This is a genomic window from Rubellimicrobium thermophilum DSM 16684 (assembly GCF_000442315.1).
GTDB classification, from domain to species: Bacteria; Pseudomonadota; Alphaproteobacteria; order Rhodobacterales; family Rhodobacteraceae; genus Rubellimicrobium; species Rubellimicrobium thermophilum.
This window is the reverse complement of sequence record NZ_KE557320.1, coordinates 214419-234898: the sequence shown is the minus strand read 5'-3', so window position 1 is coordinate 234898 and position 20480 is coordinate 214419. Positions and strand designations below refer to the sequence as shown.

Annotated in this window: 22 protein-coding genes and 2 pseudogenes; 11 read left to right on the top strand and 13 right to left on the bottom strand. The window is 69.8% G+C overall.

All coding sequences use genetic code 11. The features are described 5' to 3' along the window. Positions 1–2: 2 nt before the first annotated feature. The 6 genes and pseudogenes from RUTHE_RS02115 to RUTHE_RS02090 all read left to right on the top strand — a co-directional run bounded on the left by RUTHE_RS02115 (position 3) and on the right by RUTHE_RS02090 (position 5836). Positions 3–215 (top strand): hypothetical protein, encoded by a 213-nt coding sequence (locus RUTHE_RS02115; protein WP_021096595.1) that lies wholly within the window; start codon positions 3–5, stop codon positions 213–215. Positions 216–562: 347 nt separating this feature from the next. Continuing rightward, positions 563–1211: pseudogene (locus RUTHE_RS02110) on the top strand (glutathione S-transferase family protein). A 118-nt stretch (positions 1212–1329) separates the two neighbouring features. Continuing rightward, a complete protein-coding gene (locus tag RUTHE_RS02105) occupies positions 1330–2541 on the top strand; it encodes an acetyl-CoA C-acetyltransferase (protein ID WP_021096593.1) in 1212 nt (403 codons plus the stop codon). Beyond that, positions 2541–3011 (top strand): cupin domain-containing protein, encoded by a 471-nt coding sequence (locus RUTHE_RS02100; protein WP_021096592.1) that lies wholly within the window; start codon positions 2541–2543, stop codon positions 3009–3011. Before RUTHE_RS02105 ends, RUTHE_RS02100 begins: the two co-directional genes overlap by 1 nt. A 153-nt stretch (positions 3012–3164) precedes the next feature. Continuing rightward, complete coding sequence (locus RUTHE_RS02095; protein ID WP_021096591.1) at positions 3165–3602, top strand: hypothetical protein; 438 nt, start codon at positions 3165–3167, stop codon at positions 3600–3602. A 31-nt stretch (positions 3603–3633) separates the two neighbouring features. After that, positions 3634–5836: pseudogene (locus RUTHE_RS02090) on the top strand (3-hydroxyacyl-CoA dehydrogenase NAD-binding domain-containing protein). Between the two features lie 24 nt (positions 5837–5860). On the opposite strand, the gene RUTHE_RS02085 reads toward RUTHE_RS02090, so the two are convergent. After that, positions 5861–6523, bottom strand: a complete 663-nt coding sequence (locus tag RUTHE_RS02085; protein WP_021096589.1) for a sulfotransferase family 2 domain-containing protein — start codon at positions 6521–6523, stop codon at positions 5861–5863. Next, positions 6520–7308 (bottom strand): DMT family transporter, encoded by a 789-nt coding sequence (locus RUTHE_RS02080; RefSeq protein ID WP_021096588.1) that lies wholly within the window; start codon positions 7306–7308, stop codon positions 6520–6522. The genes RUTHE_RS02085 and RUTHE_RS02080 overlap by 4 nt, the downstream gene beginning before the upstream one ends. Before the next feature lie 300 nt (positions 7309–7608). Here RUTHE_RS02080 and RUTHE_RS02075 point away from each other — a divergent pair, with 300 nt between their 5' ends. Further along, positions 7609–8511 (top strand): hypothetical protein, encoded by a 903-nt coding sequence (locus tag RUTHE_RS02075; protein ID WP_021096587.1) that lies wholly within the window; start codon positions 7609–7611, stop codon positions 8509–8511. A gap of 137 nt (positions 8512–8648) precedes the next feature. Here RUTHE_RS02075 and RUTHE_RS15235 read toward each other — a convergent pair whose 3' ends face one another. From RUTHE_RS15235 to RUTHE_RS02040, 7 genes are all read right to left on the bottom strand, one after another. Continuing rightward, positions 8649–9464 (bottom strand): hypothetical protein, encoded by an 816-nt coding sequence (locus RUTHE_RS15235; protein ID WP_021096586.1) that lies wholly within the window; start codon positions 9462–9464, stop codon positions 8649–8651. 147 nt (positions 9465–9611) lie between these two features. Then, on the bottom strand, positions 9612–10283 hold the full coding sequence (gene upp / locus RUTHE_RS02065; protein ID WP_021096585.1) for a uracil phosphoribosyltransferase: 672 nt from the start codon (positions 10281–10283) through the stop codon (positions 9612–9614). Continuing rightward, the gene (locus RUTHE_RS02060; RefSeq protein WP_021096584.1) at positions 10280–11269 is read right to left on the bottom strand and encodes an adenosine deaminase; all 990 of its coding nucleotides are present in this window, start codon (positions 11267–11269) and stop codon (positions 10280–10282) included. Before RUTHE_RS02060 ends, upp begins: the two co-directional genes overlap by 4 nt. Then, complete coding sequence (locus RUTHE_RS02055; RefSeq protein ID WP_021096583.1) at positions 11266–12444, bottom strand: phosphopentomutase; 1179 nt, start codon at positions 12442–12444, stop codon at positions 11266–11268. Before RUTHE_RS02055 ends, RUTHE_RS02060 begins: the two co-directional genes overlap by 4 nt. A gap of 118 nt (positions 12445–12562) precedes the next feature. Beyond that, complete coding sequence (locus RUTHE_RS02050; protein ID WP_021096582.1) at positions 12563–13879, bottom strand: thymidine phosphorylase; 1317 nt, start codon at positions 13877–13879, stop codon at positions 12563–12565. Then, positions 13876–14265: a cytidine deaminase gene (locus RUTHE_RS02045; RefSeq protein ID WP_021096581.1), complete on the bottom strand. Its 390-nt coding sequence runs from the start codon at positions 14263–14265 to the stop codon at positions 13876–13878. Before RUTHE_RS02045 ends, RUTHE_RS02050 begins: the two co-directional genes overlap by 4 nt. Positions 14266–14329: 64 nt before the next feature. Beyond that, a complete protein-coding gene (locus tag RUTHE_RS02040) occupies positions 14330–14830 on the bottom strand; it encodes a GNAT family N-acetyltransferase (protein WP_021096580.1) in 501 nt (166 codons plus the stop codon). Positions 14831–14934: 104 nt separating this feature from the next. Here RUTHE_RS02040 and RUTHE_RS02035 point away from each other — a divergent pair, with 104 nt between their 5' ends. After that, positions 14935–15534 carry a flavin reductase family protein gene (locus RUTHE_RS02035; RefSeq protein WP_021096579.1) on the top strand — a complete coding sequence of 200 codons (600 nt, stop codon included), beginning with the start codon at positions 14935–14937 and terminating at the stop codon, positions 15532–15534. 6 nt (positions 15535–15540) lie between these two features. Here RUTHE_RS02035 and RUTHE_RS02030 read toward each other — a convergent pair whose 3' ends face one another. Beyond that, a complete protein-coding gene (locus tag RUTHE_RS02030; RefSeq protein ID WP_021096578.1) occupies positions 15541–15897 on the bottom strand; it encodes a GFA family protein in 357 nt (118 codons plus the stop codon). A gap of 140 nt (positions 15898–16037) precedes the next feature. Between RUTHE_RS02030 and mtnP the strand changes: the two genes are divergently transcribed. The 3 genes from mtnP to RUTHE_RS02015 are packed head-to-tail and all read left to right on the top strand — an operon-like array spanning position 16038 to position 18111. After that, positions 16038–16892: an S-methyl-5'-thioadenosine phosphorylase gene (gene mtnP / locus RUTHE_RS02025; protein WP_021096577.1), complete on the top strand. Its 855-nt coding sequence runs from the start codon at positions 16038–16040 to the stop codon at positions 16890–16892. Continuing rightward, the gene (locus tag RUTHE_RS02020; protein ID WP_021096576.1) at positions 16889–17575 is read left to right on the top strand and encodes a hypothetical protein; all 687 of its coding nucleotides are present in this window, start codon (positions 16889–16891) and stop codon (positions 17573–17575) included. Before mtnP ends, RUTHE_RS02020 begins: the two co-directional genes overlap by 4 nt. Continuing rightward, positions 17572–18111 carry an adenine phosphoribosyltransferase gene (locus tag RUTHE_RS02015; protein ID WP_021096575.1) on the top strand — a complete coding sequence of 180 codons (540 nt, stop codon included), beginning with the start codon at positions 17572–17574 and terminating at the stop codon, positions 18109–18111. Before RUTHE_RS02020 ends, RUTHE_RS02015 begins: the two co-directional genes overlap by 4 nt. Before the next feature lie 227 nt (positions 18112–18338). Here RUTHE_RS02015 and RUTHE_RS18140 read toward each other — a convergent pair whose 3' ends face one another. The 3 genes from RUTHE_RS18140 to RUTHE_RS17300 form a co-directional block, all read right to left on the bottom strand. Then, on the bottom strand, positions 18339–18611 hold the full coding sequence (locus RUTHE_RS18140; RefSeq protein WP_342662200.1) for a hypothetical protein: 273 nt from the start codon (positions 18609–18611) through the stop codon (positions 18339–18341). After that, positions 18529–19155 carry a TonB-dependent receptor domain-containing protein gene (locus tag RUTHE_RS17305; protein WP_021096574.1) on the bottom strand — a complete coding sequence of 209 codons (627 nt, stop codon included), beginning with the start codon at positions 19153–19155 and terminating at the stop codon, positions 18529–18531. The genes RUTHE_RS18140 and RUTHE_RS17305 overlap by 83 nt, the downstream gene beginning before the upstream one ends. Positions 19156–19229: 74 nt before the next feature. Then, the gene (locus RUTHE_RS17300; protein WP_021096573.1) at positions 19230–20450 is read right to left on the bottom strand and encodes a TonB-dependent receptor; all 1221 of its coding nucleotides are present in this window, start codon (positions 20448–20450) and stop codon (positions 19230–19232) included. Positions 20451–20480 lie beyond the last annotated feature (30 nt).

Genomic DNA, 20480 nt, shown 5'->3' with positions numbered 1-20480 from the left:
CGATGCCCAAGCGCCTGCGCCTGACGCGCCGCTTTCCGGTCGCCATGACCGAAGACGCCTTCCGCCGCCTGCGCCGTTTTGCGGCAGAGGCCGGGCTGGAAGAGGGCGAGGCGCTGAGCTTCCTCTTCGAGCATTTCGACAGCGTGACCGATGCCGACACCCTCGGCCACCGGCTGCGGCTGTTCAAGGCCGAGCTGCCGGAGCGGAAGCTGTGAGAGGGGTCGGAACGTCAAGACGGATTCTCCTGCGGTGGGGGATGACGATGACGGGTTGCGGGCGGGGGATGGATGCAGGGACGCCTCCGGCTCCGCCCGGCAGACTGCCGGACAGCATCGGCGCCGATGACAGCCCCCATGCCCGAGCCCGGAATCCGGGGCGGAACGCCAGCGCGGGCGGAACCGCCCTTCCCTGCGCGGCCATCGGCCCCCGGCCTGTGCCGCGAATCCCCTTCTAGCAGGGAAAGGTTAAGATTGCGTAAATGCCGTCGGTCTTTCCGCCCTGTTCCCGGCCCGGCTTTCGGCCGGAAGCCGGGCCCCGCCGACGCCTTTTCCGGAGGCCGGAGATGATCGCGCGACTTCACTGCTTTGGCGAATCGGGCAATGCCTACAAGGCCGCCCTGACGCTCACGCTCTGCGGCATCGACTGGCAGCCGGTCTTCGTGGACTTCTTCAACGGCGAAACGCGGATGCCGGCCTTTCGTCGCCTCAATGCGATGGGCGAAGTGCCGGTGCTGGAACTGGCAGACCGGGTGCTGACACAGTCCGGTGCGATCCAGATCTGGGCGGCGGAGCGGACGGGGCGCCTTCTCGGCCCGGACCGCGAGGAGACGCTGCGCTGGCTGTTCTTCGACAACCACAAGATTTCGGGTCAGGCCGGAACGTTGCGCTTCCTGCGCAATTTCCTGCCCCCCGGGAAACGCGAACCGGCCGTGATCGACTGGCTGTCGGGGCGGCTGCGCGCGGCCCTCACGGTGCTGGAGGCGCGGCTGAGCGAAGGCGACTGGCTGGCAGGGGGGGGAACCGACGATCGCCGATCTCGCCTGCTGCGGCTATCTCTACTATCCCGAGCCCTTCGGCTTTGACCGGAACGAATGGCCCGCCATCGCGGCCTGGCTCGACCGGATCGCGGCCCTGCCGGGCTGGCGACATCCCTATGACATGATGCCCCGGCGCGAGGGGCTGAGCCCGTCGCTCGCCCTCGCCGCCGGGTGAGATCTCGGCCGCCATGTCCGGTGACGTTGCGGCGCAGGGCAGCGGCAGGGGGCGAAGCAGGCCGCAAAGCCTGATAGAGAGGACCGCAACGCGGCAACACCGTTCTTGGGAGGGACCGATGGCCGAGGCCTTCATCTATGACGCGATCCGCACCCCCCGCGGCAAGGGCAAGCCGGACGGCGCGCTGCACGAGGTCACGGCGCTGCGGCTGTCCGCGCTGGTGCTCGACGCGCTGCGCGAACGCAACGGGCTGCCGGGCGATGCGGTCGAGGACGTGATCTGGGGCAATGTCACGCAGGTGGGCGAACAGGGCGGATGCCTGGCCCGGTCGGCCGTCCTCGCCTCCTCGCTGGACGAGAGCGTGCCCGGCCTGTCGATCAACCGCTTCTGCGCCAGCGGGCTCGAGGCGGTGAACCTGGCCGCCAACCAGATCCGTGCCGGCGCCGGCGAGGCCTATATCGCCGGCGGCGTCGAGATGATGGGACGCGTGCCGATGGGATCGGACGGGGCGGCCATCGCCGTCGATCCGTCTCTGGCCCTCAGGACCTATTTCGTGCCGCAGGGGATCAGCGCCGACATCATCGCCACCGAATACGGCATCACCCGCGACGAGGCCGATGCCTATGCCGTCCAGTCCCAGAAGCGCGCCAAGGCAGCCTGGGACGAAGGCCGCTTTGCCCGGTCGGTGATCCCGGTGACCGACATCAACGGCCTGACGATCCTCGATCGCGACGAGACCCTGCGCCCCGACACGGACATGCAGAAGTTGGCGGCGCTCGAACCCTCCTTCCGGGCGATGGGCGAGACGATGCCCGGCTTCGACCGCGTGGCGATCCTGAAATATCCGCATCTGGAGCGGATCGAGCATATCCATCATGCGGGCAACTCCTCCGGCATCGTGGACGGAGCGGCGGGGGTGCTGGTCGGCTCGGCCGCGTTCGGAGAGCGACACGGGCTGCGGCCCCGTGCACGGATCCGCGCCACCGCCAAGGTGGGATCGGACCCGACGATCATGCTGACGGGGCCGATTCCGGCGACCGAGAAGGTCCTGAAGGCCGCCGGCATGACGATCGGCGACATCGACCTGTTCGAGGTCAACGAGGCCTTCGCGGCGGTCGTGCTGCGCTTCCTGCAGGCCTTCGGGGTGCCGGATGACCGGGTGAACGTCAATGGCGGTGCCATCGCCATGGGCCATCCCCTCGGCGCCTCCGGCGCGATCATCCTCGGCACGCTTCTGGACGAGATGGAACGGCGCGGCGTGGGCACGGGGCTGGCCACGCTCTGCATCGCCTCCGGCATGGGGGCAGCCACGATCATCGAGAGGCTGTGATGCCCAGGATCGACATCGAGGCGGTGCCCATCAGGACGGGGTCGATCTATCCCGAACCTTACGCGTCGATGATGAAGGGCCGCTCGTCCCGGCGGCTCGGCGCGGCGGGGGGGCTGACGCAGTTCGGCGTGAACCTCGTGACGCTGGAGCCTGGGGCGGTCGCCAGCCTGCGCCATGCGCATGAGCGGGAGGACGAATTCGCCTGGGTCCTCGAGGGGGAGCTGGTGCTGGTCGAGGACACGGGCGAGACCATCATGCACCCCGGCGACTGCGCCGCCTGGCCCTGCGGAACCGGCCTGCATCACCGCTTCGAGAACCGGTCGGCCGCGCCGGCGCGGTTCCTCGTCGTCGGGACAGCCTCACCCGACGAACGGGTCAGCTATGCCGAGCACGACTTCGTCATCCTCCGCGAAGGGGGCGAGACGCGATTCCTCCATCGCGACGGCAGCCCCTGGAGCGGACCGCGCTGAGGAGAGATGCGTGAATGCCACAGGTTGTTCCGATCGCTTCCGCAGACCGGCCGGCCGCGGTTCCCCTTTTCATATCTTTTTTTAATCTGCCCCGCAGAGCGGCAGATCGGCCCGGGGGCAGACCGGCCTGCACCGCACCAGGGACGGAGAGCCTTGAACCTTCGTGTGAGCGCCTTTCTGGACCGGATGGCCAGCCTTCTTTCCGAAGGCCATCTGGAGGCGTTCGCACAGTTGCATCGCTATCCCGCAGTCTACGAGGCGCAGGGCACGATGCGCATCTATCTGCGCCCGGAGGACCTGATCCGCACCGTGGGCGAATGGCGCCGCAATCAGTGGGCACGCGGCGTCCGGACGATCACCGCGCGCGTGGCGGCGCAGGATCTCGGCCGGTCAGGACGCATCCGGGTCTGGGCGGAATGGACCCATCACCTGGCCGACGGCACGACCACGGATGGCGGCACGGACCTGCTCTATCTCTCGCGCTGCCCGGGGGGCTGCCTCGCCATCGAGATGATCGACTTCCTCAGCCAGTCGGCACCCGCAGAGACGCCGGAGCAACCGGACGCCGAGGCCCTGCCGGCCGCAGGCTGACCCCCACCCCCATCACAGGAGGCCACCGGCCATGACCGACTTCACCCTGAAGGTCGGCGACGACGGCGTTGCCGTGATCGTCTGGGATGTCCCCGACCGTTCGATGAATGTCATGTCGATGGAAGCCTTCGAGACGCTCGACACCCTTGTGTCGCAGGCTCTGGCCGACGAGGCGGTGAAGGGGATCGTGATCACCTCGGCCAAGAAGGATTTCGCCGCCGGCATGGACCTGGCCGTGATCGCGCGGATGCGCGAAGGCGGCGCGCAGGCGATCTTCGACGGCGTGATGCGGATGCATGCCGTGCTGCGCCGGATCGAACGGGCCGGAATGGATCCGAAGACGCTCAAGGGCGGCAAGCCGGTCTGCGCCGCCCTGCCCGGCACGGCGCTGGGCATCGGCTTCGAGATCCCGCTGGCCTGTCACCGCATCATCGCCGCGGACAATCCCAAGGCGAAGATCGGCCTGCCCGAGATCAAGGTCGGCATCTTTCCCGGCGCGGGGGGCACCACGCGCCTTGTGCGCAAGATGGGCGCGATGGCGGCGGCGCCCTTCCTCCTCGAGGGCCGCACGCCGGACCCGCAGGGCGCCAAGGCCGCAGGTCTGATCGACGAGGTGGTTCCACCCGATGCGCTGATGGACCGCGCCCGGGCCTGGGTGCTCGAGGCTGCCGCCTCGGGCGCGGATCTGTCGAAGGAATGGGACCGCAAGGGCTACAGGATGCCGGGCGGCACGCCCTATCACCCGGCCGGTTTCCAGACCTTCGTCGGCGCCTCGGCCATGGTCAACCGGGAGACCTGGGGCGTCTATCCCGCGGCCAAGGCGCTTCTGTCGGCGGTCTACGAGGGGGCCCTGGTCCCCTTCGACACCGCCCTGCGCATCGAGGCCCGGTGGTTCACCAGCGTGCTGCTGAACCCCTCGTCCTCGGCCATGATCCGGTCGCTGTTCCTCAACATGCAGGCGCTGGGCAAGGGGGCGAAACGCCCCGCCGGCCTGCCCGACCAGTCGGTGAAGCGGCTGGGTGTGCTGGGCGCAGGCATGATGGGCGCGGGCATCGCCCATGTGGCCGCCATGGCCGGAATCGATGTCGTCCTCATCGATGCGACGCAGGAGGCGGCCGAACGCGGGAAGGCGCACAGCGAGGGGCTGCTGACCAAGGCGGTGTCGCGTCGGAAGATGACCGAGGAGCAGAAGGCCGGGATCCTGGCCCGCATCCTTCCGGCCACGGATCATGCCGCCCTGCGGGACTGCGACCTGATCGTGGAGGCGGTGTTCGAGGACCCGGCCGTGAAGGCCGAGGTCACGCGCTCGGTGCTCCGGCACGTCCCCGAGGACTGCATCTTTGCCACCAATACCTCCACACTGCCCATCACCGAGCTGGCCCGCGCCTCGAACCGGCCCGAGCAGTTCATCGGCATCCATTTCTTCTCGCCGGTGGACAGGATGATGCTGGTGGAGATCATCAAGGGCGAAAGGACGGGCGAACGGGCGGTGGCCAAGGCGCTCGATTTCACGAGACAGATCGGCAAGACACCGATCGTCGTGAATGATGCCCGCTTCTTCTATGCCAATCGCTGCATCCTGCCCTATCTCAACGAGGGCATCCGCATGATCGGCGAGGGTGTGGCCCCCGCCCTGATCGAGAATGCGGCGCGGCTGGCCGGGATGCCGGTGGGGCCGCTGCAGCTCATCGACGAGATCAGCCTCGATCTCGGGATCCGGATCGCGAAGGCCACCAAGGCGGCGCTGGGGCCGGATTACAGGGACGAGGCCGTGGATGCCGTCCTGTTCCCGATGGCCGAAGCGGGACGCCTGGGCCGCAAGGCCAGGGCGGGCTTCTACGACTATGACGCGAAGGGAGAACGGCAGGGCCTCTGGCCCGGCCTTGCCGAGCGCCATCCCCGCGCGGCCCGTCAGCCCAGCCTGCAGGAGGTGCAGGACCGGCTGATGTATGCGCAGGTGCTCGAGGCCGTCCGCGCCTTCGAGGACGGGGTGCTGACCGATATCCGCGAAGGGGATGTCGGCGCGATCCTGGGCTGGGGCTTTGCCCCCTGTCGGGGGGCCGTTCTCCTGGCTCGACATCCAGGGGCTTCCGCAGGCGGTTGCGCGGGCCGAGGCGCTGGCCGCCGCGCATGGCGAGCGCTTTGCGCCGCCGCGGCTCCTGCGGCGGATGGCCGAGGCGGGCGAGACCTTCTACGGCCTCTATGGCGACGGAAGGGCGGCCCGGGCGGCCTGAGCGGCCCTGCGGGATGGCGGCCTCTCAGGAGGCGATGATCCCGTCAAAGCCATAACCGAAGCGGGCGGCATCCTCGGCCAATGCCGCCCCCACCAGCTCGGCCTCGGCATCGGTATAGAGTGGGCGCCAGTCGCGCGGGCGGTCGCTTTCGTTGCTGCGGGACAGGCGGAGGGGAAAGCCCAGATGCGCCTCGAGCGGGGCGATCTCCTCGGCCAGCCGCTCGAGACGGATGAACAGGGTGCGCCTTTCCTGCCCGGCGCCGTCGGTGACATAGCGGCGGGCCGGCCATGCGGCCAGTTCGGCCAGCGTTGCGGGATGGCGCAGGAATCCCCCGAAATCGAGCGCGCGGGCACGTGCGACGGCCGGATGGGCAAAGCTCTGGACGCGCAGCCAGTGATAATAGCTCACCACCCGGTCCCAGGGATTGCGCACCAGGGTGAAGATGAGGAAGCGATCGAAGGCCTCGCGCGGGATGAGACCCTCGATATCGGCCAGGGTGGAATGTTTCCACAGCCGTCCCGCGGTCTGCACGCCCGCGAGCCGGTGGCGGCGGCGGCGGGCCTTGGGCGTGTCGCCGATCAGGATGTCATCAGGGCGGGCCCGCGCCTCGAGGGCGAGGGCCATGGCAGTGCCCCCGGTCTTGGGGATGTGAACGAAGATATAGCCTCGCCTGGGCGAGACGATCATGGCGCCTGCTCTCGCAGCGGCACCGCAGGCGGGACCCGCAGCGCGATCAGCACGCCCGCCGCCACCACGAGTAGCAGGCCGAATGCCTCGAGCGGCGAGGGCACCTCGCGCCAGAGCAGCACGGCCCACAGCGTGGCAAAGACCAGCAGGGCATTCTCGAACACGGCGACGACGCTGGCCGAGGCGATCTGATAGGCGCGGATCGCCAGGCCGACCCCCAGAAGCGAACCCGCGCCCTGCACCAGGATCATGGCCAGGAACCAGCCTTCGGGCCGGACCCAGCCGCGCAGGGCGAAACCGGCCGCCCCCTCCGGCACCGGCTGCGGCCAGAGCCACAGGACGACCGAACCCAGCGCCCCGAACAGCGCCGTCGTCAGGAAGAAGCCGAGAAGCAGGGCGGCCGTCCCCTCCTCGGCGCACCACTGGCGCGTGACGAGATTGCCTGCCCCGTAGGTCGCCCCTGCCAGCACGGGAAGCGCCGACCATGCCGTCACCGTCGCAGGATCCAGGCCGAGCGCCAGCAGGATCCCCGCAAAGCCGAGCAGCACCGCGAACAATCGCCGCAGGCCGGGGCGTTCCCCGAAGAACAGCGCGGAAAACAGGACGACGAAGAGCGGTGCGGTGAACAGTCCCGCCACGGCCTGGGCGATGGGCATGAACGCCAGACAGCCGAAATAGATCGCCATGGCCGTTGCCTGAAGGGCCGAGCGGATCGCCACCCGGCCGGGGCGAAGCGGCGTCAGCGCCGCGCCGAACATCCGGGCAAGGGGCAGGAGAATCGCCACGGCCACAAGCGAGCGCAGGAGATAGAACTGCCACAGCCCCCCCGTCCTGGGGCCGCCAGGCGCATGAAATTGTCGATGAGGCCGAACAATGCCATGCCGCCGGTGACGAGCAGCGCTGCCTCGCCCGTGCGGCCCGATCCCTCGCCCATGACCTGCTCTCCTCTGCTGGCTCTTCTGTAGCGGGCTGCCGCGGCAACACAATCACCTGCCGCGGGCGCGGCATCGGCGATCCCGGGGCCCCGCCTTCCGTTCTGCCCCCGCCCTCGGCTAGAGTCGCAGGAAGGAACGATCGATGGGGCCATGACCGCACTCACCCGATATGCACGGCTCGAGACCACGGGGCTCTGGCGCCCCGATGCGACGGGAGAGGCGGTCGAAGTCGCGGTATCGCTGGGCGATGCCACGCTGGTGATGACCGATTTCGCCGGCAATCCGGTGGCGCACTGGTCCCTGCCGGCGATTACACGGCTCAATCCCGGTGGGCAGCCCGCGCGCTTTGCCCCCGACGAGACGGGCAGCGAAAGCATCGAGATCGAGGACGACCTGATGGTCTCTGCCATCGAGACGGTGCGCCGCCATGTCGCCCGGAGGCATCCGGGGTCACGCCGGCTGAGGCGGGGCGTCCTGGCCGGGATGCTGCTCCTTGCGGCGGGCCTAGCCCTGTTCTGGGCGCCCGGCGCGCTGCGCCGCGAGGCGCTGGCGGTTGTCCCCCCCGCCAGGCGCAGCGAGATCGGTGCCACGATCCTGGGACATCTGAGCCGCGATCTGGGCGCCGCCTGCCGCGACCAGCTGGGCACCGAGGCGTTGCGGCGCCTGCAGACCCGGCTCTTCGGCGAGGGGGCACCAGGGCAGATCGTCGTGCTGCCGCTCGGCCCGGACCAGCCGGTCGCCCTTCCCGGAGACATCGTGGTGCTGCCGCGCAGGATCGTGGAGCGGGCGGCCGAACCGGCGGTTCTGGCCGGCCATGTGCTGGCCGCACGGGCGGCCGCCGGCGACGCGCTGGGCCATGTCCTCGACGCGGCGGGGCCTTTCGCCACATTGCGGCTTCTGGCAACAGGCAGTTTCGCGCCCGGCGTCCTCGAGGCTCATGCGGCACGGCTGATCGCGCGCCCCCGACCCCGCCTCCGCCGGACGAGATGGCGCCTGTCCTTCTGGCCGCCGGGGTGCCGCCCGGCCCCTATGCCCGCGACATCGACCCCATGACCGAAATCGGCCCCCCGGCCCTGCCGGGGCAGGTTCCGCTGCTGACGGATGCCGAATGGGTCAGCCTTCAGGGGATCTGCGGCGGCTGAGGCGAAGCCCTTTTGCCGCGCTCTCCACCGCGCTCCGTCAGGATTCCGTCAGCCCGGATAGGGAAGAATCGCCGACCCGCCCATCAGCACGGGCCCCGAGACAGGCCGGGGCAGGCCGCGCCAGGGATTGATGCGGCCGTCATCCCAGACCGGTTCATAGCCCGGTGGAGGCGCCACCTCCTGCGGCACAAGGCCCACGGGATTGGAAGCCGGGACCGGGGAATCGAACGGAAGCAGGGGATCGAAGGCGGGCGACGCCATCCCGCGCGTGGCCTGCGCCGTGCGGGTGAGGGTCTGGGCCGCCTCGACCGGGACGACCACGACCGTGCCCCCGCGCCCCGCCCCGCAATGCGGACCGGCCGGAACATAGGCTGCGCCGCCCACCATCTCGTAATGGCAGCCGGCCGCGCCGGGAACCGGCATCGGGGTGGTGGCGGCAGCCGCGCCGGCCGGCGAACGGACCGGCATCGGCGCAGCGGAAGAGGCAGGGCGCTGGGTCGCCATCGTCAGGGCAACCGTCGGGATCGGCGCGCCGGGGCCGGATCCCGTGCGGCCCGAAGGTGCAGCGGCGCCTTCTTCTGCAGGGGCCGCTGCGGGCGATGCCGCTTCGGCGAGAGAGACGCCGCCGGCCAGGCTGGGCGCAAGGCCGCAGACCGGCCTGCGTTCGGCGGTCAGGCGCGGCACCCAGACCGTCTCTCCCGAAAGGGTGGCGCGGACGAAGGCACAGCCCCGGCTGTCCACATATTGGGCGCCCGCAAAGGACTCCGGCGGCAGTTCAGCCGGGCCGCCCTGCGCCCCGGCCCCTCCGGCGGCAAGCAGCGCCCAGACCGCGAATCCCGCCGCCATGCCGCGCGAAGCCCTCATGATCCGTTCCCCCGCCTGCGGCCCCGTTCCGCGCAGGAGAGGATCGCGCGCGGGAGGCTGTTGCGGCCGAATCTGCCCGACAACGATTCGCCTGTAAAGGCACGAACGGAATCGCGCCCGGGCGGCAAGGACTTGGTCCTGGCGGGGCTATTTCGTCCCGAACATCCGGTCGCCGGCATCGCCGAGGCCGGGAACGATGTAGCCGTGATCGTTCAGATGGCTGTCGATGGCCGCCGTGACGATCGCCACATCGGGATGGGCAGCGCGCATCCGCGCGATGCCTTCGGGCGCGGCAAGCAGGCAGAGGAACCGGATGTCCCGCGCACCGGCCTGCTTGAGCAGGTCCACGGCGGCGGCCGAGGAATTGCCCGTGGCCAGCATCGGATCGACGACGATGCAGATGCGGTCCTCGAGCTGGCTCGGCACCTTGAAGTAATACTGCACGGGGCGGAGCGTCTCGGGATCGCGGTAGAGGCCGACAAAGCCCACGCGCGCGGCGGGAATCAGTTCCAGGATGCCGTCGAGCAGGCCGTTGCCGGCCCGCAGGATGGAGATGAGCGCGAGCTTCTTGCCCTCGATCGCGGGCGCCTCCATCGGGGCGAGGGGCGTCTCGATCCGCTTGGTCGTGAGGGGCAGGTCGCGCGTGACCTCATAGGCCAGAAGCAGGCTGATCTCGCGCAGGAGCCGCCGGAAGGAGGCGGTCGAGGTGTCATGCTCGCGCATGATCGTCAGCTTGTGCTGCACGAGCGGGTGGGTGACGACCGTGACGCCCTCGGGGATCGCGGGGGCGGGGGTCGCAGCTGTAGAGATGTCGGTCATGCGGCCTCCAGACGCTTGCGGATGCGCTCCTTCGTCGCCTCGTCGCAGAAGGCGGCCCCGAGCGCCACCCGGTTCAGCTCGGCGAGGTCGGCCTCGCCCCAGCCGAAGGCACGCTCCAGCTCCTCCCATTCGCGGGTCATGGTGGTGTGGAACCAGGGGGGATCGTCGGTCGAGACGGTGACCTTCACCCCCCGTTCCCGCAGACGGGCGATGGGATGGCGGTCCCAGGAGGGCGCGGACCCGAGATAGACGTTGGAGCCGGGGCAGATCTCGAGCACGATGCCATCCTCGGCCAGCCGGTCCATCAGGGCGGGGTCGCGGGCGGCGGCGATGCCGTGGCCGATCCGTTCGGGGCGCAGGTCGCGCAGCGTGTCGGCCACCATGTCCGGGCCACCCCATTCGCCGGCATGGCAGGTCAGGCGCAGCCCGGCCTCGCGCGCGCAGTCGAAGGCCCAGGCATAATCCTTCGGCCGGCCCACCGTCTCGGCCCCGGCCATGCCGAAGCCGGTGAGGAAGTCCCCCGCCGTCTCTGCGGCGCAGCGGGCGATGCGTCTGGCCTGATCCGGGCCGAAATGGCGGATGCAGGTGACGATGCCGCGCAGGATGATGCCGGACTGTTTCTCGGCCTCGGCCGCGGCATCCGCGATGGCGGCGAGATGGTCGCGCCAGGCCTCGAGATCGCCCCCACCGCAGAAATCCGGCGACAGGAAGGCCTCCGAATAGATCACCCCGTGCGAGGCGCTGTCCTCCAGCACGGCCAGGGTGAGGCGGCGGAAATCCTCGGGTGTCTGCAGGACGGTGCAGGCGGCCTCATAGAGGCGCAGGAATTCCTCGAAGCTGCCGCGGCGGTAATGGCCCCTCTCGTCGAAGAGGCGCGACAGGTCCTGACCCTTTTCCGCGGCCAGACCGCGGATGAAGGGCGGGGGGGCTGCCCCTTCGAGATGGAGATGCAGTTCCAGCTTGGGTCTGTCGCGCCAGTCGCTCACAGTCTGCTCCTTCCCGGTCCCCGTGGGGGCACGCCCAGATGCGCGGCGACGGTGGCCGCCACATCCGCAAAGGCCATGAGGCCCAGCTCCCGCGGGCCGATCCCCCAGGCGAGGACGGGGACGCGTTCGCGCGTGTGGTCGGTTCCGGCCCAGGTGGGGTCATTGCCGTGATCCGCCGTCACCAGCAGCAGGTCGCCCGCGCGCAGCAGCGGCAGCAGGGCGCCGATCCCGGCATCGAACCATTCGAGATGACGCGCATAGCCGGCCGGATCGCGGCGATGGCCGTAGTCGCTGTCGAACTCGACGAAATTGGCGAAGACGAGCGAGCCGTCCTCCGCCTCGGTGGCGAGGCGGTGGAGATGGCCCATCAGGTCGCGGTCCGGCCCCTTGGACAGCGTGTCGATCCCGCGCATCGAGAAGATGTCGCCGATCTTGCCCACGGCGTGCACGCGGCGGCCCGCCTCATGAAGCCAGTCGCAGAGCGTGGGCGCAGGCGGGGGGATGGCGAAGTCGCGGCGGCGGGGCGTGCGGCGAAAGCCCTCCTCCGGCGAGCCGACGAAGGGGCGGGCGATGACGCGCCCCACCTTCATGGCGTGAAGCGTGGGGGCCAGCCCCTCGCAGAGCGCGATCAGGCGATCGAGGCCGAAGACCTCCTCGTGCGCAGCGATCTGGAACACGCTGTCCACCGAGGTATAGCAGATCGGCCAGCCGGTCCGCAGATGCGCCGCCCCCTCCTCCTCGATGATGTTGGTCCCCGAGGCATGGCGGTTGCCGAGGATACCCTCCGTGCCGGCAAGGCGGCAGACCTCGGCCACGAGATCGGGGGGGAAGCAGGGGTCCGTCCGGGGAAACACGGTCCAGTCCCAGGGGACGGGGACGCCCGCCAGTTCCCAATGGCCCGATGGCGTGTCCTTGCCGCGTGACAGCTCGGTCGCCGCGCCCCAGGCCCCGGTCGCGGGGGCGAGGAGCGCGGGCACCTCCATCCCCGAGGCCAGACGCAGCGCATGGCCCAGGCCCATCGCAGTGAGCGTCGGGACGCGCAGGCCCACCGTCCGGGCAACATGGCCCACGGTGTTGGCGCCGGTATCTGGCACGGCGCCGTTGAAATAGGCCCCGGCATCCGGCGCCCCCCCGATGCCGACCGAGTCCATGACGACAAGGAAGGCGCGGCTCATCGCCCTGCCCTTCCGCCGCCCGCGGGTCTGCATGGCCCGGCCCGTGCCGCCATCGCCGTTCCCTCTCCTTCGCGTTCGGGTGGTCCTAGCGCAGGCGGAAGGGCCCGCCAAGCCCGGCTCAGCCGATCCGGGCGCGGATGAGCGGCCCAGGGCAGGGCCGCCCGCCGATGCGGATCGCCGCCTGCACCTCGGCCACGGCGCGGGCCGCAGAGGCCTCGTCGCGGGCATGGACGAGGGCGAGCGGGTCGCCGCGTTCGACAGAGGCGCCGAGGGAGACGACCTCCGTCAGACCTGCGGCCGGATCCACGCTGTCCGTCTCCTTCATGCGGCCGGCGCCGAGGCGGACCACCGCGAGGCCCAGCGCCTCGCCGTCGAAGGCGGCGACATGGCCGGCCTCCGGGGCGGGAACCGGGCGGACGACCGGGGCACGGGGAAGACGGTCGCGCCAGCCCTGCGCGATGTCGGCCGGCCCGCCCATCAGGGCGACCATCCGGGCAAAGCGCTCCATCGCCGCGCCCGAGGCGATGGCATGGGCGATGCGCTCCTCGCCCTCGCCCTCCTCCTCGCCGGCAAGGGCCAGCAGCCGCCCTCCCAGCGCGACGGTCAGGTCATGCAGGCGCGGCGCGGCCAGGCGGTCGCCCTCCATCACGCGCAGGCAGAGCGCCACCTCCACCGCATTGCCGAGCGCGGAGCAGAGCGGCTCGTCCATGTCGGTGACGAAGGCGGCCGTCGGACAGCCCGCACCCCTTGCCGTGTCCACGAGGCTGCGCGCCAGCGCCATCGCCTCGGCGTCGGTCTTCATGAAGGCGCCCGATCCGGCCTTGACGTCAAGGACTAGGCCCTGAAGGCCGGCCGCCAGCTTCTTGGACAGGATGGAGGCCGTGATCAGATCGATCGATTCGACGGTGCCCGTCACGTCGCGGATGGCATAGAGACGGCGATCGGCGGGGGCGATCTCGGCCGTTGCGCCGACGATGGCGCATCCCGCCTCGGCCACGATGCGGCGCAGCGCCTCCTCGGAGACCTTCGGCTCGACGCCGGGGATGGCCTCCATCTTGTCGAGTGTGCCGCCCGTATGCCCCAGGCCCCGGCCCGAGATCATCGGCACCGCCACCCCGCAGGCGGCCAGCGCGGGGGCGAGGATCAGCGACACGGCATCGCCCAGACCGCCGGTCGAATGCTTGTCGAGCACCGGGCGGTCGAGATCCCAGCGCAGCACATGACCCGAATCGCGCATGGCGAGCGTGAGGGCGACGCGCCCGGCCTCGGACAGGCCGCGCAGGCAGATCCCCATCGCAAAGGCCCCGGCCTGGGCATCCGTCACCTCGCCCGAGGCGAGGCCTCTCGCAAACCAGGCCAGCTCCTCGGCCGAGGGTTCCTCGCCCCGGCGAAGGCGGGCATTGACGGTCCGGGCATCGGGGCTGGCGACCTTCACCGTTCCATATCCGCAGCAAGGAAGGCACCAGGCAGCAGCGCGCCCACCGTCGTCTCGAGCCGTGCCCCGCGCGTGGTGGCCAGCGTCACTCGCACCTCGGGGCCGGCGAATTCGGCCAGTTTCTGGCGGCAGCCGCCGCAAGGGGGGACGGGACGGGGCGCATCGGCGATCACGGCAATTTCGGCGATGCGCGAATCGCCCGCCGCAATCATCGCCGCGATGGCCCCAGCCTCGGCACAGGTGCCTTCGGGATAGGCCGCATTCTCGACATTGACGCCCAGATGGATGCGTCCCCCCTCGGCCCGGATCGCTGCACCAACCTTGAACCCCGAATAGGGCGCATAGGCCCTCTCCCGCACGGCCGCAGCCTCTGCCACCAGATCCATGCCGCCTCCTCGATCCGTCGCGGTCAGAGTGCCGCCCGCCGTCGCCGTCTGCAAGCGGGACGGATCAGCCGGGCGCGCGGACGACCCGGCCCGTCACCCCGTCCCAGGCGCCTTCGCGCAGCGCCAGACCCAGGATCCGGTCGGGATTGGTGGGAGGGGGCATCTCCACCCCTTCCAGCCGGCGGAAGCCGAAGCGGCGGTAATAAGGCAGATCGCCCACAAGGAGCACCCGGCTCCACCCGTCTCTGCGTGCCCCCTCGAGCGCGCGCAGGATCAGCGCTGCGCCCAGCCCTTCGCCCTGACGCGTCGGATGGACGGCGACAGGACCAAGCAGCAGCGCCCATTTCTTTCCCCCCGGCGACAGGATGCGCACGGGCCAGTTGCGGATCGCGCCGGCCAGCGATCCATCCTCCTCGCGCGCGACGAGGCACAGCGCCGCCACAGGAGCCACCCCGTCGCGCAGACGATAGGAGGACAGGGCCTCGCGCCCCGGGGCAAAGCACAGGTCGAGCAAGGCCTCGACAGCATCGTGGTCTGCGGCCGTTTCCTGTTCGATGACCGTCATGCCCGCCCCTCCCGCCCCCTCTGGCGGAGGCGCGCGCGGCCCGTATCATGGGCGGCGCGGCAGTCAACGCCTTCTTCAGCGCCTCGCAGTCAAGGACCCGACCCATGTTCTATCGCCCGGCCGAAGGCCATGGCCTGCCCCACAGCCCCTTTCACGCCATCGTGAGCCCCCGCCCGATCGGCTGGATCTCGACCCGCGACGGGGCGGGGCGCGACAATCTGGCCCCCTATTCCTTCTTCAATGCCGTCGCAGCCGAGCCGCCGCAGGTCATGTTCGCCTCGAACGGCTTCAAGCCCGATGGAAACCCCAAGGACAGCCTGCGCGCCATCCGCGAGACCGGGGTCTTCTGCGTCAACATCGTGGGCTGGGACCAGCGCGAGGCGATGAATGCCAGCTCGGCCCACTGGCCCGCCGGCACGGACGAGTTCGAGGCCGTCGGCCTCTCCAAGGTCCGCTGCGAGACCATCGACTGTCCCCGCGTGGCCGGGGCGCCTGCCGCACTCGAATGCCGTCTCACGCGGATCCTGCGGCTGGCGGGAGAGGCCAACTGGCTCGTGCTCGGCGCGGTGACGGGGGTGCATCTGCGTGACGACTGCCTGGTGGAGGGCCGTTTCGACGTCACGCGCTACAGCCCTGTGGCGCGCCTGGGCTACCGCGATTACGCCGTGATACGCGACATCTTTGCCATGGACCGGCCGCGCTGAACGGGCTCAGACGCTGGCCCCGTCGTAGAAGCCGGGGGTCAGGGCACGCGGATCCACGCCATCCAGACAGTTGACATTGACGGCCACCATGGGCGTGCCGTCCGGCCCCTGGCCCGTCGCATAGGCCTCCACCCCGCAAACCCGACAGAAGCGATGGGCGATGACGCCGCGGTTGAAGCGGTATTCCGTCGTCGCATCCTCGCCCGATTCGAGGCGGAAGGCGGCGATCGGGGCGAAGGCCAGGACGAACCCCATCCGCCGGCAACGCGAGCAGTTGCAGATCACCGAGCGGTCAAGATCGAGATCGGCAGAGAACCGGACCGCCCCGCACTGGCAGCTTCCGCCGTAGGTCTGGATGGACATGGAACCCTCCCGCTTCTCCGGCCCGGGGATGGGCAGACCATGGCACGGGCGCATGCGCCGGACAAGGAGCGCATGGCCGGGATGTTGCACGCTGGCGCGGCGCGCGGCAGGTTCGGAGCGGATTCGCGGAGGCCTTCCTCATGATGCATCTCGGACTGATCGGCGGATCGGGGCTCTACGGCCTGCCGCTCGAAGGGGCGGAATGGCGCGCGATCGACACGCCCTGGGGCCGCCCTTCGGATGCCATCCTCACGGGACGGCTAGGCGGCCTGCCGGTGAGCTTTCTGCCCCGGCACGGGCGCGGCCACCGCATCGCGCCGGGAGAGCTGCCGGCACGCGCGAACATCGCCGCCCTCAAGGCGCTGGGCGTGACGGATGTGCTGTCGATCTCGGCCGTCGGATCCTTCCGCGAGGAGATGGCCCCCGGCCATCTGGTGGTTGTCGATCAGGTTGTGGACCGCACGACGGGGCGGCCGTCCTCCTTCTTCGGGACGGGCTGCGTGGCCCATGTCAGCCTGGCCCATCCCACCTGCGCCCGCCTGTCGGCCCTGGCGGCCGCCGCCGCACGCGAAACGGGCGCCACGGTCCATGAGGGCGGCACCTATCTCTGCATCGAGGGGCCGCAATTCAACAGCCGCGCCGAATCGCGCCTCTGGCGCAGTCTCGGTTGCGACGTGGTCGGCATGACGATGCTCCCCGAGGCCCGCCTCGCCCGGGAGGCCGAGCTCTGCTACGCGACCGTGGCGATGGTGACGGACTATGACGCCTGGCGGGAGGGCGAAGGGGCAGTCGATGTGGCCGCCGTCCTGGCGGTGCTGGCGGCCAATGCCGAAGCCGGGCGGACCCTCGCCATGCGGATGCCCGCGCAGCTGACCCCGCATCCCTGTCCGCATGGCTGCGACCGCGCACTCGATCACGCCGTGGTCACGGCGCCCGAGGCCCGCGACCCCGCCCTCGTGGCGCGCTTGCGCTCCATCGCCGGCCGCGTCCTGTGAGCCGCAGGGCCGCCCTGATCCTCGCCGGCCTTCTCGCGACGGAGGCCCCTGCCCAGCAGGCCGACTGGCTGGCCACCACAGGCAAGCTTTCGGGCGAGGATTTCTATCGCCTGGTCTCCTGCCGGGCGCTGCCTGGCGGGCCCTGCACGCTCGACCCCGTCCGCTGGCCGCCCGAAAAGGCCATCGATCTGCGCGTGGCGCTGCTCGACCCGCCCCCCGGCTATCCTCAAGGCACGGCACGGCGGATGTCCGTCGCTCTCGATCATGCCATCGCCGAGATCAACAGCGTCGGTGCCGCGCTGCGCCTGCGCCGCGTCGCGGCGGCCGCGGCGGCCGACATCACCGTGCATCTGCCGCGCGTGCCGGAGGGAGGGCTGATCACCGGCACCGGCATCGAGGGCGTGGATGGCTCGCCGATCGAGGCTGCGCTCGTCACCATCTGGTGGGATGATCGCATGGCTCTGACCTCTGCCGCGATCGTGATGGCTGAGACAATCCCCCCCGCCGACATCCTGCCCATCATGCTCGAGGAACTGACCCAGGCGATGGGACTGATGACGGATATCCGCAACCCTCTCTATGACAGCCTGTCTGTCCTTGCCGAGGACAGCAACAGCGTCGCCCATCTCGGCCCGCAGGACCGCGAGGCCCTGCGCCGCCACTATCCGGGAGGTTCCCCGTGACCCAGGCCTTTACCGTAAAGGACTATATCCGCACGATCCCCGACTTTCCCCGGCCGGGGATCCTGTTCCGCGACGTGACAACCCTCTTCGGCGATGCGCGGGGATTCCGCATGGCCGTGGATCAGCTTTTGCTGCCCTGGGCGGGAACACGCTTCGACAAGGTGGCGGGGCTCGAGGCGCGGGGCTTCATCCTCGGCGGGGCCGTGGCGCATCAGCTCTCGGCAGGTTTCGTGCCGCTGCGCAAGAAGGGCAAGCTGCCGGGCCGCACCATCGAACAGGCCTATGATCTCGAATACGGCACTGCCGTGCTCGAGGCGCATGAGGATGCGATCCGGCCCGGAGAGAAGGTGCTGCTGGTGGACGATCTGCTCGCCACCGGGGGAACGGCGCTGGCGGGACTGCGCCTCATCGAGCGGCTGGGCGGAGAAGCCGTGGGCTGTGCCTTTGTCGTCGATCTGCCCGACCTGGGCAGGCGGCGGCTGCTCGAGGACGCCGGCCATCGGGTCCATACGCTCTGCGCCTTCGAGGGGCATTAGCCGCCCCCTCCCCGGCGCTGTGGGACGCCGCTGCATGCCCGCTGCCGACCCCGGGGGGTGGGGCCGGGTTCCTGCCGGAACGGGGCCGGCCGGAACAGCCCCCTGCGGGCCGGGAAATCACCCCGTCACGAGGCCGATGCCGGGGATCATGGCGGTTCCGTCCCTGTCCCCGTCACCGGCCTTCCGGGACCGCCGGCCGGACCAGGCGGCGGCCCGCGATCCACGGATCAGAACCGGTAGGTGAGATTCGCCTGCAGGTTCCGCCCATCGCCGATATAGCTGGAGCTGAACCCGACGGCCGAGACATAGGCCTTGTCGGCCGCATTGGTCAGGTTGACCTGCAGCTCCAGTCCATTGTCCCAGGCATAGCTGGCGCCCAGATCGAGGAGCGTGACAGCCTCGAGCCGGGTCGTGTTCTCATCCGAGGACCAGCGTTCGCCGATGTAACGCAGCCCCCCCCGACAGGGTGAGCCCCTCCATGATTCCGCCCTGGATCTCATGGGCAAGCCAGAGCGCCGCCGAATGGCGCGGTGTATTGGCCAGCTCGTTGCCGTCATTGTCGCCGCTGATGCGGCTGTCGGCAAAGGTATAGGCGCCCTTGAGCGTCCAGCCGGCACCCAGTTCGGCCACGCCTTCGAGTTCCAGACCGCGGATGTTGACCTCGCCCGTCTGGGCGACGGGGGCGGGGTAACCCGGTCCGACCACCGTCGTGCGGTTGTATTCGGTCAGGTCATAGAGCGCGGCGGTGAACAACCCCTCGAGAGCCGAAGGCTGCCATTTGGCGCCCAGCTCCCACTGCCGTCCGCGGGTCGGGCGCAGCGGATTGCCATCCACATCGGTGCCGATCTGCGGCAGGAACGAGGTGGCATGGGCCAGATAGACAAAGGGCCCGTTGTCGAAGGCATAGCCCACCGAGGCATGACCGGTCGTGGCCTCATCGTCGCGCCCGAAATCGGTATCCCCGAAGGTCGTCGCATTGCCGCCCGACTGATGGGTCCAGTCATGCCGCAGGCCCAGCGTCGCGCGCCAGTGGCCCCAGGCCATCTCGTCCAGCCCGTACAGCCCGTATTGTTCGGCATCGACCGTCTTGTCGGCCAGATACCAGGGGGCGCCGATGGTCAGGTCGCCATGGCTGGGCGCGAGTAGTCGATGTCATCCGTGGCGGAGAAGGCCGTGGTCGCCTGCTCGTTGAACCGCTGGGCATCGAGCCCGAAGGTCAGGGCATGATCGATCGCGCCTGTGGTCAGGCTGCCCGCCAGCCGCAGGTCGAAGGCCAGGCTGTCGAAATGTTCGTCCTGGTCGATCACGCCGCGATGGACGATCGAACCGGTGTTGCCGGAGATGTAGATGTTCCGATAGGTCCAGTCGAAATCGGTGTAGCGGAAGGTGCCGTTCAGCTTCCAGCCGGTCCCGAAGTCATGCGTGACCCCGAAGGAGAGCGTGGTCATCGCGCGATCGCTGCTGTTCACGGACGGATCGGCAAAGTCGAAGTCTCGCAGATCGTCCAGATCGTAGATCCCGACAAAGCCGTTCGGCACCCCGGTGGGCGAGATCGGCGCGTCGTCGTGACGGCTGGCCATGAACTCCAGCTCGGTCGCGTCGGTCAGGGCATAGCTGGCCGAAAAGGCCAGATAGGCGCGCTCGTTGTCGATGTCCCGCACATCGGTGCGCTGATTGCCCAGCTTGCCGGTGATCCGATAGGCGAAACGGTCGTCCACGACGCGGTTCATGTCGCCATAGAGGGCTAGGGATCCGTTGCTGTCGGCTCCGAAACCCAGCTCCGTGAAATCGCCATCGGCCTGCGCGCGCTTCTGCACCAGGTTCACCAGACCCGCCGGGGTGCCGGCCCCATAGAGCACCGAGGCCGGGCCGCGCAGCACCTCGACACGCTCGATCCCGTAGAGCTCGAAGCTGGGCGCGCTGGTCGGATACTGGGTCGAACGCATCAGGCGCAGCCCGTCCAGGAACTTGTCGTTCTCGAGGTTGAAGCCGCGCAGATAGAGGCTGTCAAAGCGGGGATCGCCGCCATAGTTCTCGGCCACGATCCCGGCGGAATAGGTCAGCGCCTCGGCCAGATTGGCGGCCCCCTGCGCCTCGATCAGGGAACGCGGCACGACAGAGACCGAAACCGGCGTTTCCGCGATGGGTGTGCCTGTCTTGGTCGTGGCCGCGGATCGCGCGACGGGACCTTCAAGCGGCGCGGTGGGATTCTCGCCGAACTCCAGATCGATCACACCCAGAAAGGTCGGGCGGCCTTCTTCGGTCTGCTGGGCCAGGGCCATCGGCGCGATCAGCGCGAGGCCGCTGCTGCCAAGCAGGAGGAGACGGGAAAGCATCATGGGCGATGTCCATTCGAGTCGAAAAAATCC

What these genes read in the sequence shown, in the direction of transcription:
- RUTHE_RS02115 (WP_021096595.1), top strand. Translation starts at nt 3, where the DNA reads ATGCCCAAGCGCCTGCGCCTGACGCGCCGCTTTCCGGTCGCCATGACC.
- RUTHE_RS02105 (WP_021096593.1), top strand. Translation starts at nt 1,330, where the DNA reads ATGGCCGAGGCCTTCATCTATGACGCGATCCGCACCCCCCGCGGCAAG.
- RUTHE_RS02100 (WP_021096592.1), top strand. Translation starts at nt 2,541, where the DNA reads ATGCCCAGGATCGACATCGAGGCGGTGCCCATCAGGACGGGGTCGATC.
- RUTHE_RS02085 (WP_021096589.1), bottom strand. Translation starts at nt 6,523, where the DNA reads ATGATCGTCTCGCCCAGGCGAGGCTATATCTTCGTTCACATCCCCAAG.
- RUTHE_RS02075 (WP_021096587.1), top strand. Translation starts at nt 7,609, where the DNA reads ATGACCGCACTCACCCGATATGCACGGCTCGAGACCACGGGGCTCTGG.
- RUTHE_RS15235 (WP_021096586.1), bottom strand. Translation starts at nt 9,464, where the DNA reads ATGAGGGCTTCGCGCGGCATGGCGGCGGGATTCGCGGTCTGGGCGCTG.
- upp (WP_021096585.1), bottom strand. Translation starts at nt 10,283, where the DNA reads ATGACCGACATCTCTACAGCTGCGACCCCCGCCCCCGCGATCCCCGAG.
- RUTHE_RS02055 (WP_021096583.1), bottom strand. Translation starts at nt 12,444, where the DNA reads ATGAGCCGCGCCTTCCTTGTCGTCATGGACTCGGTCGGCATCGGGGGG.
- RUTHE_RS02045 (WP_021096581.1), bottom strand. Translation starts at nt 14,265, where the DNA reads ATGGATCTGGTGGCAGAGGCTGCGGCCGTGCGGGAGAGGGCCTATGCG.
- RUTHE_RS02040 (WP_021096580.1), bottom strand. Translation starts at nt 14,830, where the DNA reads ATGACGGTCATCGAACAGGAAACGGCCGCAGACCACGATGCTGTCGAG.
- RUTHE_RS02035 (WP_021096579.1), top strand. Translation starts at nt 14,935, where the DNA reads ATGTTCTATCGCCCGGCCGAAGGCCATGGCCTGCCCCACAGCCCCTTT.
- RUTHE_RS02030 (WP_021096578.1), bottom strand. Translation starts at nt 15,897, where the DNA reads ATGTCCATCCAGACCTACGGCGGAAGCTGCCAGTGCGGGGCGGTCCGG.
- mtnP (WP_021096577.1), top strand. Translation starts at nt 16,038, where the DNA reads ATGATGCATCTCGGACTGATCGGCGGATCGGGGCTCTACGGCCTGCCG.
- RUTHE_RS18140 (WP_342662200.1), bottom strand. Translation starts at nt 18,611, where the DNA reads ATGAGATCCAGGGCGGAATCATGGAGGGGCTCACCCTGTCGGGGGGGG.
- RUTHE_RS17305 (WP_021096574.1), bottom strand. Translation starts at nt 19,155, where the DNA reads ATGGCCTGGGGCCACTGGCGCGCGACGCTGGGCCTGCGGCATGACTGG.
- RUTHE_RS17300 (WP_021096573.1), bottom strand. Translation starts at nt 20,450, where the DNA reads ATGATGCTTTCCCGTCTCCTCCTGCTTGGCAGCAGCGGCCTCGCGCTG.